A 14,744-nucleotide genomic window follows, 5' to 3' on the forward strand; every position below is an offset into this window, starting at 1 on the left:
TTCACCTCAGGCTTAGAAGATACGCCACCAGGGCCTGTAGCTCCGCCTCCGAAAGGTACGCGTAGGCAGGCATACGGCTCCCCGGCGATCGCCGTCGTGGTTCCCGCAGCAGGCGTAGGAGCTCCTCCGGATCCCTGATCCGGCTCGCAACCCGCGCGAGATCCGGACCGATCCGCACCGTCCCCAGAGCCGTGGGGTTCAGGTGAGCGTAATCCCCTGCCCGGGAGACCTCCCCGAGGTCTCCGCTTCGGGCCACCACCCCGAATCTGGCCTCCGGGGTCCGCACCTGCTGGGTGTGGCACTGGGCGCACCCCTCCCGGAGGTATACCGCGTAGCCCAGCAGCTGGGCACTCGTCAGCGTCCGGGTCGCCCTTGCAGGGGGGGTGGCCGGGAGCAGCACCGTGGCCACGAATCCGGCCAGGGCCGTAACCAAACACAGTAGGGGGAGGGAAGCGGCGCGCCTCTGCATCCTGAAATCCTCTACACCGCAAGCACCAAGTCCCGCTCCGCCGCGGGAACCTCCGCTCCGGAGTCTACGGTGAGGAAGACGTTCCAGCAGAACACCACCTGCCCGCAGGCCACGAGCCCGCAAGCCAGGGACCGGGCCACCAGATACGGAACCACCGCGTTCACACCGTGGCTGAAGGGCACGGTGCCCGTGGCCCACACCGCACCCTGCACGAGGCCCGCCGTGGAGAGGGACACCACCGCGAGAAACCACCCCACCGTCCACATCCAGAAGTGCCACCACGCAAGCCGGGGGCTCACCAGCATCCGGCCGACGGCGGCGGGGATCACAGTGTAGGCGGCCCCCAGGGCCACGGACCCCGCGCCCGCGCCCAACAGCAGCGCTGTCCGGGCTTCGGACCATAGGGTGAGGCCCGCCACCCAGGCGGGGCCGAGCAGGGCGTTCAAGCCCGCAGCGAGGGCTCCGAAGAGGAACCCGGCGCAGCCCACGGGGAAGAAGGCCAGCCCGGGGGACTCCACGAGCCTGATCCATCGCCCTTCCAGGGCCTGCCATATCCCCGCGGCGGTGCTGGCCGCGGGGATCAGCAGGAGGAAGGTAGCCACCGCGCCCAGGGTCTGGACCCAGAAGGGAACCGGTCCCCAGATGAGCTCCGAGCCGGCACTGAAGGGGGCGAACGCCGCGGTGGTGAGGAGAACCACCAGGGCCAGGGGCGAGTTCCCCTCCCCCGGGTTCGGCCGACCGCCCACGAGGGTCAAGGCCACCGCGGAGGCTGCAGCAAACAGCCACATCCACCCCAGCCCCTGCCGCAGGAACGCCTGGCTTAAGGCGTCAACCACCCCCCAGTAGGGGTTCCCCCCCGGCGTGAAGAGCCCCTTGCCGAGCACCAGGACCACCACGAGCCAGGTCAACGCGCCCACTCCGAGCCATACGGCGGGCTCCCCGCGTTTCCCCACCCGCACGGTCCGCACAAGACTCAACAGGACAAGAAGCGCGGCGGCAAGGCGCAGGAGGTCTGCACCCGGAGGCGCCTCCCCCCACAGCCGACCCCGGGAAGCCCCCCGCAGGAGGGCCCACTCCGCCAGGAGCTCCGCCAGGTTCCACAGCCAGAACGCCAGATTCGCCAGGCGTACGCCCCACAGGGGCTCCCGAACCACGGATGGGACGATGGCCAGCAGGGCACCCAGCAGGAGGTTGGTGCAGAACCCGAAGATCCAGAGGTCTACCGCCGCCGCCTTCAACCGACCGTAGGAGAGCCACGAAACGCCCTCGAAGATTCCGGGGAACACCAGGTGGAGGCTTGCGGCGAGCTCGTGCAGCGCGGCCAGAGCGCCCCAGGCGGTTCCCAAGTACAGGAAGCGGCGAGAGGGACTCCAGGGTTCGTCCGGGAACATCCAGCTCAGCATCTACGTCTCCGCCACCAAACCGAAGGATGCCACGAACAGCAACAGCAGGAAGAAGGCGATCCAGAAGAGGGTGTACCACAGATAGCTGCGCAGCGTCCGCGGATTGAACCGACCGATCATCGCTTCCCTCCTGCGGGGAGGAGGCTCCGGAGCTTCTCCACGAAATCCCGGACCGCGGCCACGAACGCCTCCCGATCGTGGAGGCCGTAGGCGAAGAAGGCCACCCTCTGGGGGTCTACCCGCTGGCGCTGCAGCCGCTTGCGCAGCTGGTCAATGCGACCCTCCATGATCCAGTTCCCCTCCCGGTTCAGACAGTCGCCCATGGGGCACCCGCACACGAAGGTCCCCGCGGCCCCGCTGCGCAGCGCCAGCTCCAGCCAGGCGGGCCGCACAAATCCGGAACACGGCACCGCGATGAGGGTCACTTCCGGGCAGTCCCGCATGGTGCCGTCCGGATTCAACAGCCCATCACCGGATACCGCCCAGTCGCACAGGAACCCCACCACCCGGAGGGCACGCTCCGGTTCCGTACGGTCCGTCACCTGCGGCTGCGCCATGGCTCCTCCTTCATCCCTTCATCCTGCGGGGACCGGGGCTCCCGCGGCCTGTCGGATCCGCTCCTGGATATCCCGTTCCAGCACCCGCGGAAGCTCGAGGGCCTGGAAGGGGCACGCCCCGATGCAGATCCCGCACTCCACGCACCGGGAGTCCACCACCACCGCCAGCAGTTTCCGGTTTGCCGCGGCCCGGGTCTTCCCGGGATAGGGACTGGGCACCATGTAGATGGCGTTGTACGGGCAATCGTAGTAGCACAGCTCGCACCCCGTGCAGTTGTCCTCCACCACCACCGCAACCCCGGGGGACCGGGGGACCCGATGGGGGTCATCGGGAAGGGAGTACGGGATCCACAGGCCGTACACGAGGAGCGCCATGACCAGCAGAAATGCCCACCCCGGTGCCACCCAGCGGGCCAGCACGTAGGGCCAGAGGTAGAACCAATCCACCGCGAACCCCTCCGGCTGCGCGCCTGGGGCCGCGGGCCGGCCGCTGGTGGCTGGGAGAACCGCGGCGAGGAAGAACAGCAGCCCCACGCTGAAGAGGACCCACAGGGCCGGTGGCCACACCTTGGGGTGACGGATGCGGACGTAGTGCCACCACAAGAGGATGTACAAGGTCAGGGCGGGGCCCACGTGGAGGAAGAGGAACCGGGGGAGGGTGGTATCGCTCACCCCCGGACCGCCCAGGAACAACCGCACCAGGTGGTCCCCCACCAGGGGGACGTCCCGAAGGGCCTGGACGGTCAGGCTCGCCAGGAGCTGGCTGCGCTCGTCCCACACCAGCAGATACCCCGTAAAGCCCGCCAGCCCGCTGACGATCAGGAGGAACATCCCGGAGATCCAAGCGGAGTCCCGGGCCTTGCGGTAGCGCTCCGTGAACCAGTTCCGGAAGAGGTGCAGCAGGATGGCCACCATGAAGGCATCCGCCGCGTACCGGTGAATTCCCCGGAAGATCACCCCGTACGGCACCTGATCCGTGAGGAACTGCACGGAGGCGTACGCACCCTCCAGGCTCGGCTCGTAGTACAGGAAGATCAGGATGCCGGAGATCACGAGAACGGTCAGGAAAAGGTTCGCGAGCCCTCCCGTGTAGTACAGGGGGTTGAAGTCCTGCGGGTAGATCCGCTGGATCCACCGGTCCAGCCGCAGGGTCCAGTCCTGCAGCTTCAGGATCGCCCTCCGGTACACCGCCTCACTCCTCCCGTGCGGTCATGCTGGATCTCCGGAACAGCAGCACCAGGAAGGAGTACAGCATGAGCAGCACCCCCATGGCCCCGGCGCTCACGAGCCGGTGATCCGTGAGTTCTCCGTACACCATGGCCCCCACAGAGGCGAGGGAGGCGAGGCTCAAGAGGGTGATGCCGCGGGCAGAGCCCCGCTGTCCCGCCCCCCGGGACAGGATGCGCTCGTAGAGCCCGATCCGACGCCGCACCCGACCCGCCCGCCGGTCCGCGGCATACATCACGAGCCCCGCACCCAGGAAAGCCCCCACCACCAGGGCACTCCAGCCCACCGCCCGGATCCAGGAACCCGGATCCGTCTGGCGGATCGCCACCCGCCACCCCGACCACGCCTCCGGGAGGGCCAGGACCGCGGCGACGAAAGCCAGGAGGAACACGAGCCGCTGCACCGCTACGCTCCCGAACTCGGTGCGGGCCGCGCCGCCACCGCCGCCCTGGGCGCGGGCCTGGGCATGGCTGCCTCCGCGGCCCGCACCTTCCGGCGGTACCGGACCTCCAGCACAAACCCCAACGTGAGGGTGAGGGCGGTGAGGACGAGCACGATGTGGGGATCCCGACCGATCACCGCGATGTTGAACAGGATGAGGGCGGTGAAAACCAGGAAGTAGGTGAGGGCCATGATCCCCACCACGGTGAAGAAGGGCCGCTCGCTGGGGCGCCGTCCCTTGCTGCGATCCAGGAAGGGCACCAGCATCCCATAGGCGATGAGCAGCCCCGGGCCCAGCCCCGCCCACAGAGGCGGGGTGTACTTCACGTACTGGTACAGGGCCAGGAAGTACCAGTCCGAGAGGATGGGAAGCGGCGTGCGGTTGGGGTCTGCCCGCCGCCCCATCTCCGCGGGAAAGATCCAGCTGGTGACCACCAGCATCACCAGCAGGATCACCAAAGCGGTGGGCGAGAGGTTGAAGCGCTTGCGGCGAGTGAAGAGGAAGTACAGCTCCACCAGGATGAGCAGCAGCACGGAGATCCCGAAGTGGATGGCGTAGAAACGGGTGAGGGTCCCCTGTCCCTCCGCGGGCCCGCCCAGGAACGCGAAGGCGATGGCGCTGCCGAACCGGGTCTGCCCGATGAGGGGAAGCTGATCCAGGTAGACAGCTACGGTGAGGACCACCTTCGCGGCCCAGAAGGCCCGCTGGTTCCAGATCAGCAGGTACCCCGTGAGCCCGGAGATCATGGCCAGTACCAGGGAGCCGAACAGGATCATCCAGCTGAGCTCATTGGGCCGCTTGTACTCCCCCAGGAAGTACATGCGGTAGATGCGGAGGGTGATGGCGATGATGAGCATGTCCGCGCCGTACTTGTGCATTCCGCGGATGAGCCAGCCCAAGGGGATCTCGTGCTGGATGCGGAGAATGGAGTTGTAGGCGCCGTGGGTGGTGGGCTCATACCAGATCATGAGGAGGACGCCGCTTGCGATCACCACGATCCAGGAGAAGTACACGATCTGGCCCAGCAGGTAGAGGGGATTGTCGTAGCGCTCCACGTTGGTCTCGTCGAAGAGATCCAGCTTCTGCTTGCGCTCGCTGAACCACTCCCGCAGGCGCTCCCACATGGCTAGGCGATCCCTCCCGGCTCCACCGCGGTCACCACGATCACCTCGTTGCGGACCTCATAGACGAAGTAGCGGGGAGGCCGCGGCGCGGGTCCGGAGAGCACCCGCCCCGGGAGGTCCCGGTCCGCGGGGTCGTAGATGGAGAGATGGCACGGGCAGCCCAGCAGCCCGTGCCGGCGCTCCGGAGGAGGCATGTAGCCACCGTACCCCGCCGTGATCTCCCGCCAGTCCGGCACGTAGTTGAAGATGCAACCCAGGTGCGGACAGATGCGGGAGAAGACCACGATGTCCGTGGGTTCCTTCCCCTCCCGGTAGCCTGGGAAGCGCACCTTCCACGGGAGCTTGATGGCCACACCCGGTACCGTGAAGGCCCGCGCCTGCTCCGGGGTGTACTGGGGGTATTTCTGGGTGAACACGAAGAACTTGCTGGACCAGGGTTCTGAGAGCTCCTCCACCCGGGCAATCGGGAGCGGTTCCCCCCTCGGCAGGTCCCCTTCGATCAGATCCGGCGGAAACCTCCCCTGCGGCACGCCGAGACCAGGATCCAGATTTGGCTTGAGGTAGCGCAGGAGCGGTGCCGCGAAGGCCGCGAGGGCTCCGAGGGCGGGAATGGAGGCCACCACCTGCAGGAAGGTCCGCCGGTTGACATCCTTTGCCTTCTGCTCCTCCGCCATGCTCCCCACTCCTCCTCACCGGAGATCCGCGGGCAGGTCGTACACGAAGGTCCACAGGTAATCTACCACGGCCCAGATCTCATGTGGGCGGAGCTCGTCCCGGAACGCGGGCATGAGGCGCAATCCCCGGCGTTCCACGCCCTCCGCGATGCGCTGGTAGAGCTCCGTGGGTTTCCGGTAGGCCATCCACTCCCGATCCGTGAAGATCCCGGGCCCTACGCCCCGCGCCCAGGTCCATACCAGTCCCCGGAACTCCTCCGCCCGGGGGCCTTTCCCATCCCCCAGGACCCCGTGGCACTCCGCGCACCGCTGTTGGTAGATACGCCGGCCCAGCTGCAGCTGCTGCCGGGTGGTGGTCCGGCTCCACCCCCAGAACACCACGTTCCAGATCTCCTGATCCGATAGCCTCGGGGTCCCGCCGTCCACGGCCCCGTACGCGGGGTGCTGGAACCCAGGCATGGCGGTGTGCGGGCGGCCCCGGGCCACGGTCTCGAACATGGAGAAGGGGGTATTCAGCCGCATCTGGTCGAGGTTATGGAAATTGGCGGGCCGGGAGGGCAGAGGCTCTGCCCGGGGACGGATCCGGAAAAAGCTCAGGAAGTCGGTGTAGAGGTTCTTCTCGGGTGCGGTGAGGGTCCTCGCCATGGGCCCGTCTCCCCGGCCCTGGGGCCCGTGGCAGACCGCGCATCGGGCATCGTAGACCCGCTTCCCCGCGTCCGCGTTGGGCTTGCGGGGCATGAAGCCCATCCGGACCACATAGCGGGGAAGGGGTTCGTACGCGGGTCCCCGGGGCCCTGCCATCCGCACGAACGGCTGGCAGCCCACGAGCAGCACCGTGGCGAGACCGAGGAGGAGGACGCGCACAGCGACCGGTCGGTTCATCGTCTCAGATTCCCGCTCTTGCCCGCGGTCTCCTTCCGGGAAGACGCAAAAGGGCAGGACCGGCGCGGCCCCGCCCTCAAGGCCACCGGCATTGTCCAACCTTTCTGGGGATCCGTCAAGGCGCGTCCTCCCCTCCCTCGTACTTCGTGGGACACTTGGTGAGCAGGACCCGTGCCCGGAATACGCCCTCTGGGCTCCACGTCCCCTCCACCACCACGGGCGCTCCGTCCCTGAACAGATCCGTCACCGCTCCGCGGTAGGTCACGGGGAGCTGCGCGTTGCCCTCCGAGAGCACGAAAAACACCTGAGAATCCTCCCGACGGATACTCCCGGGGACCACGTTCCCCGCCACCCGCACCGGGATCCCGTACGCGTCCTTCCCGCGGGCCCGCAGCTCCGAGACGGTGATGTAGTAGACCGCCGCACTCCGCACCCCGCTGTAGACGAGCCCCCCTAGGCACCCGAGGATGAGTCCCACAAGCAGGAGAGCTCGCCTCCTCATGGGCGATCCTCCGCTGCCCTATACGGCTCGATCCGCTTCTCCTTCCGTAGCTCCACCTCCAGCCGGGTAATCTCCTGCTCCAGGCGCCTCGCCCGGTGGTGCAGCCACACGAGGTACATCACCAGGCCCACCCACACAAGCCAGTACGCCCAGAACAGGTAGACCATGCTATTCCTGCAACTCCATGCGCAGCGTGCGGACAGCTCCTTCCAGGACTCCGATGCGAAGGCGCAGGCGCACCAGGGCGGAGTACAGGAGAACCAGGGCGACGAACGTGATCCCCAGGGCGTGGACCATGGCGGGCTCTAGCCCCGTGGGCCGGCCTGCGGGATCCGCTCCGAGCACCACGGGGTGCACGCCACGCAGCAGGCGCACGCTCAGGAACACAAGCGGCAGGTTCAAAAAAGCCAGGATGCCCACCACCGCCGCGAAGCGGCGGACCCGGTCTCCTTCGGAGACCGCGCGGAGCACGAGATAAGCGAAATACACCAGCTGCGTCAGGAGGGTGCTGGTGAGCTGGGGCTCCCACGTCCACCACACACCCCAGGTGGGCTTCGCCCATATGGCCCCCGTGAGGATCACAAGCCCGTTGAACAGCACCCCCACCTCCGCGGATGCTCCCGCGAGTTCATCCCACCAGGCTGTACGCACCCGAAGATACTGGATCCCGCTCAGGAAGGTCACGAGGAAGGCCAGCACGGCCGCCCCCCACAGGCCGAGATGCACGTAGAAGATCCGCTGCACCTGGCCCATGATCCGTTCGGTGGGAGCGTAGAGAAAACTTCCGTACCACGCGAGGGACACCGCCCCCACCAGCGCCCCCGCCTCCAGACGCCTCAAGGCCCGTCCTCCACCACGGCTTCGAAAAGCAGCAGGCTCGCGGCCCCCAGGATGATAGCAAAGGCGCCCATCACCCGCAATTCGGGCCCGGCTTCACCCAAGGGCGATCCCTGCAGGACTTTTGCGGTCGCCCCCACGCTTCCGATGAGGAGGGGAAAGGCCAGGGGCACGAGCAGGAGTGGGAGCATCATCTGTCGCAGCCGGGTGTGCGCGGCCACCGCGCTGAGCAGGGTTCCCGGGAGTCCCAGACCCACACTGCCCAGCAGGAGGACCACCCCCAGGGATCCCACACGGGAGCCCAGGTCCACGTTCAGCAGCACGGCAAACCCGCCAAGGCTCAGGAGCTCCACCAGGAGCAGCCACAGGAGGGTGCTGGTAGCCTTGGCACTGAGAATGGCGGCCCGATCCACGGGGCTGACCAGCACCGCCCACCCCGCCCGCTGCTCCTGCTCCAGCTCGTACGCCCGCCCCATCCCCAAGAGGGCGGTGAAGGTGAAGGTGGTCCACAGGATCCCCGGCCCCGCGGAGGCCACCACCTGGGGATCCAGCCCCACGGCCACGCTGAAGAGCACCATGGCCACGAGGGCCATCGTCGCCATGGAGAGGAGGATCTCCCGAGCCCGGAGCTCGATCCGGAGGTCCTTCGCCACCAGCGCCCGGTAGGCGGTCCAGAATCCGGGCATGCGGCCGTGGCCCGGGGGAGGTGCGGTGGCCGGGGGACGGGCGGATTCCGTCTCCGGCACCAGGCGCCCTTCCTGCAGGCGCAGGATCCGATGGCAGAGGCCCGCCGTCTCCTGGGGACGGTGGGTGGTGAGGACCACGGCCCCCCCACCAGCGAGGTGGTCGAGCAGCACGCGGTGTAGCCAGTACGTCCCCTCCGCGTCCAGGCCCGTGAAGGGTTCGTCCAGGAGGAGAAGCGCGGGGCGGGGCAGGAGGGCCCGGACGAGGCCTGCACGCTGCTGCCAGCCCCGGGAGAGGTGCCGCACGAGCTCCCGTCGCCTCGGCCAGAGGCCGCTTGTGTGCAGGAGCTCCTCCACCCGCTGGGGGGCCGCTCCGGAGAGGGTGGCGAACAGGCGCAGGTTCTCCTCCACGGTGAGGCCCCCGTACAGGAAGCTCTCGTGCCCGACCACCCCTAATCGGGCCCGAACGGCCTGGGGCGCACGCCGCGGGTCCATGTCGAACAGCCGCAAGCGCCCCGCGTCCGGCCGCAGGAGGGTGGCGAGGATGCGCAGCAGCGTGGTCTTGCCCGAGCCGTTGGGCCCTACGATGGCCACCGCCTCCCCGGGATGCACCTTCAGGTCCACCCCCCGCAGCACCAGGTGCGCTCCCAGGACTTTACGGATCCCTTCCGCGCGGAGAACGGGAGACACGGGTCTAGGAGGGGGAAATCAGCCGGTCCTGGAGGACCCGCCGCAGCGCTTCCCCGTCGAAGAGGAAAAAGGGGTACCCGCGATAGGTGGCCGCCGCGTACGCGGTCTCCTGCGGCTCCAACCGAGCCAGGGCCTCCCGAACCCGTTGGATCTCCTCCGCGAGCGGAGCGCTGAGCTCCTGATTGATGGCCCGGATCCGGTGGGTAAGCGCGCGGCGCTCCCGGCGGGTCAGGGAACCTTCCTGCAGTCGTCGGATAATCCCCCATTTCTCCTCCACCAGGCACTGGAGGTGGGGGTCCTGGGGTTCCAGGAACCGGTCGGGATTGTGCAGGAGTTCATACAGCCGCTGTTGGAGGCGGGCTCGCTGCGAGCCCGGATCCTCCGGGCTTGGCAGCGGCAGGTGGAAGGTGGCGGTGACCACGGCAAAGGAGGGAGGGTCCAGGGCAAACAGGTTACGGATCAGCTGGTCCGTGGCACGGTCGTAGAGGGCACCCCCGACCCCGTGGACGAAGAGGTCCGCCACGCACACCCGCACGAACAGGGTGAGGGCCATGCCCCGCGGTCGGAAGGCTTCCTCCGCGAGGGCCTCGGGGGGCGTGTGGGGGCTGATCCGTACGAGCTCCTCTTCCGTGGAGAGGACCACCCCTCCCCTGGTCCGGCGTGCGAACACCGGCCGTCGCCTTCCCGCCCGCACGGTCCACAGGGGGAGCTCGTAGCAGCCCGACTGCCGCCGCAGGTTGGGGAACGGCTGGGCCGAAGACCGGATCCCCTCGGCCCTGCGGTGGGCCTCCAGGGCCTCGTTGTACGCGGCCCAGAAGGATTCGCAGGAATCCGCCATCCATCGAACGAACCGCAGGAACCCCCGGGTCCGGCACAGCCACGAGACGGGGAGCTCCGGGTATGCGGGAGCCGGCTCGAAGGCACGCCGGAGGCGTGCCACGAACTCCCCCAGGTTCTCGCACGCCTCCCGTTCCCGCTCGCCGAGCGCGCTCAACCGCTCCAGACCCCTGAGGAGCTCCGGACGGTCCAGGGTCGCGAGATCCTCCCCAATCGCCTCGATCCACTTCCGCCACTGCCCCTGGGTGGGCGGCGGTGTCGCCTCGAAGGGGACATCGGATGGACACCGCACGAGGACGCGGTGCACGGTTCGCAGCTCCCCGTTCCGTCGGGGCACCGCCACATCCAGCACTTCCACCGCGTCGCTGTCTACGATGAGGTTCAGGGTTCGAACTCCCGGGCACAGGTCCAGCACTAGGTTCTTCACCCAGATCCCCGGGTGATAGAAGACGGGCTGGTGGCCGGTGACCACGAGCGGTCCCAACTCCCCCCCCGGACGAAGGCCCCACCGGCGGCCGAAATGGGCTGCGGCCATGAGGACCTCCTCCCGGACCGCCCGACGGAATGCGCCCAGGGGTTCCCCGTCGAGGAGGGCGGAGCTGCGGTTCAGATTCGCCGCGTTCTCCTCCGCCACCGCCTGCCAGCAGGGAAGGGGGGGAATACACACCACCTCCCCAGAGCCCCGGGGAATGCCGGGTGTGGGAATCTCCGCCTGCGGACGGTCCATCCTCACAGCAGGGCATCCAGGGTTCGTAGGCCCACCTCCTCCCGCATCACGAAGGGCTCCGCATACGCCACCCCCACCAGGGCGCCGAAGTAGGCGGCAGAGGTACGGAGGGGATCCAGGATCCAGAGGGTTCCCCGTTCGTCCTCGAACTGGCTGCGGTAGGCGGCCACGCTCTCCAGCTTACGCTCGAAGGTCTCCGTCACGTCCACGAGGAACGAGGGGCGCCGCACCATCCGGTAGTGGGTGGAGAAGTAGTGGATCACCCGGCGCGGGTAATAGGGCTCTCCGGGAATGTCGGACTTGGTGAGTTTGGCGTAGAACCGGGCGGCCTCCCCGAGCTGCGCCGCCTGGACGTGGTCTGGATGCGCATCCTCCCAGTACGGTACGAACAGCAATTCCGGCCGCACCTCCCGGATCACCGCCGCCACCTGTTTGCGGGCCTCCACGGTGTCCAGGAGGAACCGGTTGGGGAGATCCAGAAGGATGCGGCGTACTCCTAGGATGTCCGCGGCCACCGCCGCCTCCCGGAGCCGCCGCTCAGGCGTGCCCCGGGGCGTGGGCTCACCGTTGGTGAGGTCGCAGACCACCACCGTCCACCCCTGGCGAACCAGGAGGGCCACGGTTCCCCCCATCCCGATCTCCGCGTCGTCCGGGTGCGGGCTCAGCACCAGGGCCCGGCGGTTCATCTCCTGCGCTCCTCTCCCGCGCAGACCGCGGATTCTACCCGGTGCAGCCACCGCTGCACGGCGCGGTGCAGCACCTCCCGGTAGTACCGCAGCCGCACCTCCGGGTCCTCGAGCCCCCCCAAAAACCGGCGCGCGGGATTCCTGTAGATCCGGCCGATGGGGATCTCCCGGACCCGCAGCCCCAACGCCGCGGCCTGCACCCAGATCTGCAGGGGCATCCCGTAGGAGGGCTCGTCCAGTTCCAGTTTCCGGATGGCCTCCGCCCGGTACGCCTTAAACCCGCAGAAGGCATCCGTAATCCCAAGCCCCGTGAGCCGGTTCACCTCCTCTGTGATCTCCCGGTTGATGCGCCGCCGATCCGGCGGCGGATCCTGACCCCGGGAGGAGCCGGGAAGGTAGCGGCTCCCGGAGACGATGTCCACCCCCTCCAGGGCGCTCACCAGATCCGGAATAAGATAGGGCTCATGCTGCTCGTCGCAGTCCATGGTCACCACCACGTCGCAGCCGTGCTCCAGGGCGTAGTGGAACCCTGTGATGAGGGAGGCCCCGTATCCGCGGTTTTCCGCATGGCGGATCACCCGCACCTCCGGGAACCGGGCCAGGATCCCCGGGGAGCCATCCGTGCTTCCGTCGTCCACCACCAGGATGTCCGCGGCGGGCGCATACTCCCGCACCGCCCGCAGTACCCCCTCCAGGGTCTGCTCCTCATTGTACAAGGGCATGACGATGAGGACCCTCATCGCAGCTCCCGCAGGGCCTCGTAGGCTGCCTGGACCGTGCGCTCAATCTCCTCCGGCCCGTGGGCCAGGGAGACGAACATGGCCTCGAACTGGCTGGGGGGCAGATAGACCCCCCGGCGCAGCATCCCCCAGAAGAACTGCGCGTATCGGACCACGTCCGCCCTCCGGGCGCTCTCGTAGTCCCGCACGGGCTGTTCCGAGAAGAACAGGGTCAGCATGCTCCCCACCCGGTTCAGCTGCACGGGTACGCCCGCGATCCGGGCCGCGTCCAGGAGCCCTCGCTCCAGCTGCGCGCTCACCTCTTCCAACCGTCCGTAAGTGCCGGGCTGCCGCAGCCGCTCCAGGGTCGCCAGCCCCGCCCGCACCGCCACGGGGTTACCGGAAAGCGTGCCCGCCTGGTACACGGGGCCCGCGGGGGCCACAAGCGACATCGCATCCCGACGCCCCCCGTAGGCCGCGAGCGGAAACCCCCCGCCGATCACCTTTCCTAGACAGGTGAGGTCCGGCCGGATGCCGAGAACCGCCTGGGCTCCCCCCCACCCCACCCGGAATCCCGTGATGACCTCGTCGAAGACCAGCAGGGCCCCGTATGCTGCGGTGAGGTCCCGCAGGACCTCCAGGAACGCGCGGTCCGCGGGTACCACGCCCATGTTGCCCGCCACGGGTTCCACCACCACCGCGGCGATCTCCGGCCCGAACCGCGCAAAGGCCTCCTCCACGGCCTTTTCGTCGTTGTACGGGAGGGAGAGGGTGTGCTGAACCGCGGCCGCGGGAACGCCGGGACTGTCCGGGAGCTCCAGGGTGACCACCCCGCTTCCGGCCCGCACGAGGAGCGCATCCGCGTGCCCGTGGTAACCGCCGTCGAACTTCACGATGCGGTCGCGACCCGTGGCGGCCCGGGCAACCCGCAAGGCGCTCATCACCGCCTCCGTACCGCTACTGACCAACCGCACCATCTCCAGGGAGGGAACGGCCTCGCACAATACTTCCGCGAAGGCCACCTCATACGGGGTACAGGCGCCGAAGGAACTCCCGCCCTCCACGGCCTCCACCGCGGCCCGCACCACCTCCGGATCCGCATGTCCGCAGATGAGGGCTCCCCAGCTCCCCACGTAGTCCACGTACCGGTTCCCGTCCACGTCCTCCACGTAGGCTCCCGCTCCCCGCACGAGGAAGGACGGAGTTCCCCCCACCGCCCGAAAGGCCCGTACCGGGCTGTTCACACCCCCCGGCATGAGGGCCTGGGCACGTGCGTAGAGCTGCTGGGAACCACCCTGCCTCATGCCCGCAGCTTTCGGGCGGCCTCCTTCGCGAAGTACGTGAGGATCACGTCCGCCCCCGCTCGCCGGATGGCGAGCAGGGTCTCCCACATGGCCAGCTCCAGATCCACCCATTCCCTCTGGGCCGCCGCCCAGATCACGGCGTACTCCCCGCTCACCTGATAGGCTGCGGTGGGAAGCCCGAAGTGCTCCTTCACCGCCCGGATCACGTCGAGGTAGGGGAGCGCGGGCTTGACCATCACCACGTCCGCACCCTCCTCGACGTCCCGGGCTACCTCCCGCAGGGCTTCCCGTACGTTAGGGGGATCCATCTGGTAGCTTCTCCGGTCCCCGAACCGCGGGGCGCTCTCCGCGGCCTCCCGGAACGGACCATAGAAGCAGCTGGCGTACTTCGCCGCGTACGCCAGGATTCCCACGTCCTGGAAGCCCGCTTGGTCCAGGCTGCGGCGGATCGCCTGGACCTGTCCGTCCATCATGCCGGAGGGTGCTACGAGGTCCGCGCCCGCCTCCGCCTGCGCCACCGCGATGCGGCCGTAAACCTCCAGGGTGGCCTCATTGTCCACGGGCCCCTCCGGTCCGGCCAGGACCCCGCAGTGGCCGTGGTCTGTGTACTCGCATAGGCACAGGTCCGCGATGAGGACTACCTGGTCCCCGAACTCCGCCCGCAGCTTCCGCAGGGCTCGCTGGACGATCCCCTCCGGGTGGTAGGCCTCGCTCCCCGTGGGATCCTTTCGGGCGGGAATCCCGAAGAGGATTACCGCCCGAACCCCTGCTTCCAGCAGTTCTGCCACCTCCCGCACGAGGCTCGGTACGGTGTGCTGGTAGTGGCCCGGAAGGGAGGAAATCTCCGCGGGGTACGGGAGATTCTCCTTGACGAAGAGGGGGGCCACCAGCTGCTCAGCCCGCAGGGCGTGCTCGGCCACCAGCTGCCGCAGGGCCTCCGTGCGGCGCAACCGCCTTCCCCGGTGGACCGGGAATCCCATC

17 protein-coding genes are annotated in these 14,744 nt (G+C 68.5%); all 17 read right to left on the reverse strand.

Annotated features, from left to right (window positions below; translation table 11 throughout):
- Position 1: 1 nt before the first annotated feature.
- The 17 genes from N0A24_02185 to hemB all read right to left on the reverse strand — a co-directional run bounded on the left by N0A24_02185 (position 2) and on the right by hemB (position 14,743).
- Entirely contained in the window at positions 2-469 is a 468-nt protein-coding gene (locus N0A24_02185) for a cbb3-type cytochrome c oxidase subunit II (GenBank protein MCS7172213.1), read from the reverse strand.
- 11 nt (positions 470-480) lie between these two features.
- Positions 481-1,872 carry a cbb3-type cytochrome c oxidase subunit I gene (locus N0A24_02190; protein ID MCS7172214.1) on the reverse strand — a complete coding sequence of 464 codons (1,392 nt, stop codon included), beginning with the start codon at positions 1,870-1,872 and terminating at the stop codon, positions 481-483.
- A 116-nt stretch (positions 1,873-1,988) separates the two neighbouring features.
- Complete coding sequence (locus N0A24_02195; protein MCS7172215.1) at positions 1,989-2,429, reverse strand: hydrogenase iron-sulfur subunit; 441 nt, start codon at positions 2,427-2,429, stop codon at positions 1,989-1,991.
- 18 nt (positions 2,430-2,447) lie between these two features.
- Complete coding sequence (locus N0A24_02200; protein ID MCS7172216.1) at positions 2,448-3,617, reverse strand: cytochrome b N-terminal domain-containing protein; 1,170 nt, start codon at positions 3,615-3,617, stop codon at positions 2,448-2,450.
- Between the two features lie 4 nt (positions 3,618-3,621).
- A complete protein-coding gene (locus N0A24_02205) occupies positions 3,622-4,059 on the reverse strand; it encodes a hypothetical protein (protein ID MCS7172217.1) in 438 nt (145 codons plus the stop codon).
- A gap of 2 nt (positions 4,060-4,061) precedes the next feature.
- A complete protein-coding gene (locus N0A24_02210; GenBank protein ID MCS7172218.1) occupies positions 4,062-5,222 on the reverse strand; it encodes a cytochrome b N-terminal domain-containing protein in 1,161 nt (386 codons plus the stop codon).
- Positions 5,223-5,224: 2 nt separating this feature from the next.
- Entirely contained in the window at positions 5,225-5,896 is a 672-nt protein-coding gene (locus N0A24_02215) for a Rieske 2Fe-2S domain-containing protein (GenBank protein MCS7172219.1), read from the reverse strand.
- Positions 5,897-5,911: 15 nt separating this feature from the next.
- Positions 5,912-6,778: a c-type cytochrome gene (locus N0A24_02220; GenBank protein MCS7172220.1), complete on the reverse strand. Its 867-nt coding sequence runs from the start codon at positions 6,776-6,778 to the stop codon at positions 5,912-5,914.
- Between the two features lie 115 nt (positions 6,779-6,893).
- Positions 6,894-7,280, reverse strand: a complete 387-nt coding sequence (locus N0A24_02225) for a cytochrome c maturation protein CcmE (GenBank protein MCS7172221.1) — start codon at positions 7,278-7,280, stop codon at positions 6,894-6,896.
- Positions 7,277-7,447, reverse strand: coding sequence for a CcmD family protein (locus N0A24_02230; protein ID MCS7172222.1), 171 nt, complete (start codon positions 7,445-7,447; stop codon positions 7,277-7,279). The genes N0A24_02225 and N0A24_02230 overlap by 4 nt, the downstream gene beginning before the upstream one ends.
- Before the next feature lies 1 nt (position 7,448).
- A complete protein-coding gene (locus N0A24_02235; GenBank protein MCS7172223.1) occupies positions 7,449-8,120 on the reverse strand; it encodes a cytochrome c biogenesis protein in 672 nt (223 codons plus the stop codon).
- Positions 8,117-9,490 carry a heme ABC exporter ATP-binding protein CcmA gene (ccmA, locus tag N0A24_02240; GenBank protein MCS7172224.1) on the reverse strand — a complete coding sequence of 458 codons (1,374 nt, stop codon included), beginning with the start codon at positions 9,488-9,490 and terminating at the stop codon, positions 8,117-8,119. Before ccmA ends, N0A24_02235 begins: the two co-directional genes overlap by 4 nt.
- Positions 9,491-9,494: 4 nt before the next feature.
- Positions 9,495-11,054, reverse strand: a complete 1,560-nt coding sequence (locus tag N0A24_02245; protein MCS7172225.1) for a hypothetical protein — start codon at positions 11,052-11,054, stop codon at positions 9,495-9,497.
- Positions 11,055-11,056: 2 nt separating this feature from the next.
- Positions 11,057-11,740, reverse strand: a complete 684-nt coding sequence (gene bshB1 / locus N0A24_02250) for a bacillithiol biosynthesis deacetylase BshB1 (GenBank protein ID MCS7172226.1) — start codon at positions 11,738-11,740, stop codon at positions 11,057-11,059.
- Positions 11,737-12,480: a glycosyltransferase family 2 protein gene (locus tag N0A24_02255; GenBank protein ID MCS7172227.1), complete on the reverse strand. Its 744-nt coding sequence runs from the start codon at positions 12,478-12,480 to the stop codon at positions 11,737-11,739. The genes bshB1 and N0A24_02255 overlap by 4 nt, the downstream gene beginning before the upstream one ends.
- Complete coding sequence (gene hemL, locus N0A24_02260; GenBank protein MCS7172228.1) at positions 12,477-13,763, reverse strand: glutamate-1-semialdehyde 2,1-aminomutase; 1,287 nt, start codon at positions 13,761-13,763, stop codon at positions 12,477-12,479. Before hemL ends, N0A24_02255 begins: the two co-directional genes overlap by 4 nt.
- A complete protein-coding gene (hemB, locus tag N0A24_02265; GenBank protein ID MCS7172229.1) occupies positions 13,760-14,743 on the reverse strand; it encodes a porphobilinogen synthase in 984 nt (327 codons plus the stop codon). Before hemB ends, hemL begins: the two co-directional genes overlap by 4 nt.
- Position 14,744 lies beyond the last annotated feature (1 nt).

It is taken from the genome of Armatimonadota bacterium (assembly GCA_025059775.1).
Lineage (GTDB): Bacteria > Sysuimicrobiota > Sysuimicrobiia > Sysuimicrobiales > Sysuimicrobiaceae > Sysuimicrobium.

What these genes read in the sequence shown, in the direction of transcription:
- N0A24_02185 (MCS7172213.1), bottom strand. Translation starts at nt 469, where the DNA reads ATGCAGAGGCGCGCCGCTTCCCTCCCCCTACTGTGTTTGGTTACGGCC.
- N0A24_02190 (MCS7172214.1), bottom strand. Translation starts at nt 1,872, where the DNA reads ATGCTGAGCTGGATGTTCCCGGACGAACCCTGGAGTCCCTCTCGCCGC.
- N0A24_02195 (MCS7172215.1), bottom strand. Translation starts at nt 2,429, where the DNA reads ATGGCGCAGCCGCAGGTGACGGACCGTACGGAACCGGAGCGTGCCCTC.
- N0A24_02210 (MCS7172218.1), bottom strand. Translation starts at nt 5,222, where the DNA reads ATGTGGGAGCGCCTGCGGGAGTGGTTCAGCGAGCGCAAGCAGAAGCTG.
- N0A24_02215 (MCS7172219.1), bottom strand. Translation starts at nt 5,896, where the DNA reads ATGGCGGAGGAGCAGAAGGCAAAGGATGTCAACCGGCGGACCTTCCTG.
- N0A24_02220 (MCS7172220.1), bottom strand. Translation starts at nt 6,778, where the DNA reads ATGAACCGACCGGTCGCTGTGCGCGTCCTCCTCCTCGGTCTCGCCACG.
- N0A24_02225 (MCS7172221.1), bottom strand. Translation starts at nt 7,280, where the DNA reads ATGAGGAGGCGAGCTCTCCTGCTTGTGGGACTCATCCTCGGGTGCCTA.
- N0A24_02230 (MCS7172222.1), bottom strand. Translation starts at nt 7,447, where the DNA reads ATGGTCTACCTGTTCTGGGCGTACTGGCTTGTGTGGGTGGGCCTGGTG.
- N0A24_02245 (MCS7172225.1), bottom strand. Translation starts at nt 11,054, where the DNA reads ATGGACCGTCCGCAGGCGGAGATTCCCACACCCGGCATTCCCCGGGGC.
- bshB1 (MCS7172226.1), bottom strand. Translation starts at nt 11,740, where the DNA reads ATGAACCGCCGGGCCCTGGTGCTGAGCCCGCACCCGGACGACGCGGAG.
- N0A24_02255 (MCS7172227.1), bottom strand. Translation starts at nt 12,480, where the DNA reads ATGAGGGTCCTCATCGTCATGCCCTTGTACAATGAGGAGCAGACCCTG.
- hemL (MCS7172228.1), bottom strand. Translation starts at nt 13,763, where the DNA reads ATGAGGCAGGGTGGTTCCCAGCAGCTCTACGCACGTGCCCAGGCCCTC.
- hemB (MCS7172229.1), bottom strand. Translation starts at nt 14,743, where the DNA reads ATGGGATTCCCGGTCCACCGGGGAAGGCGGTTGCGCCGCACGGAGGCC.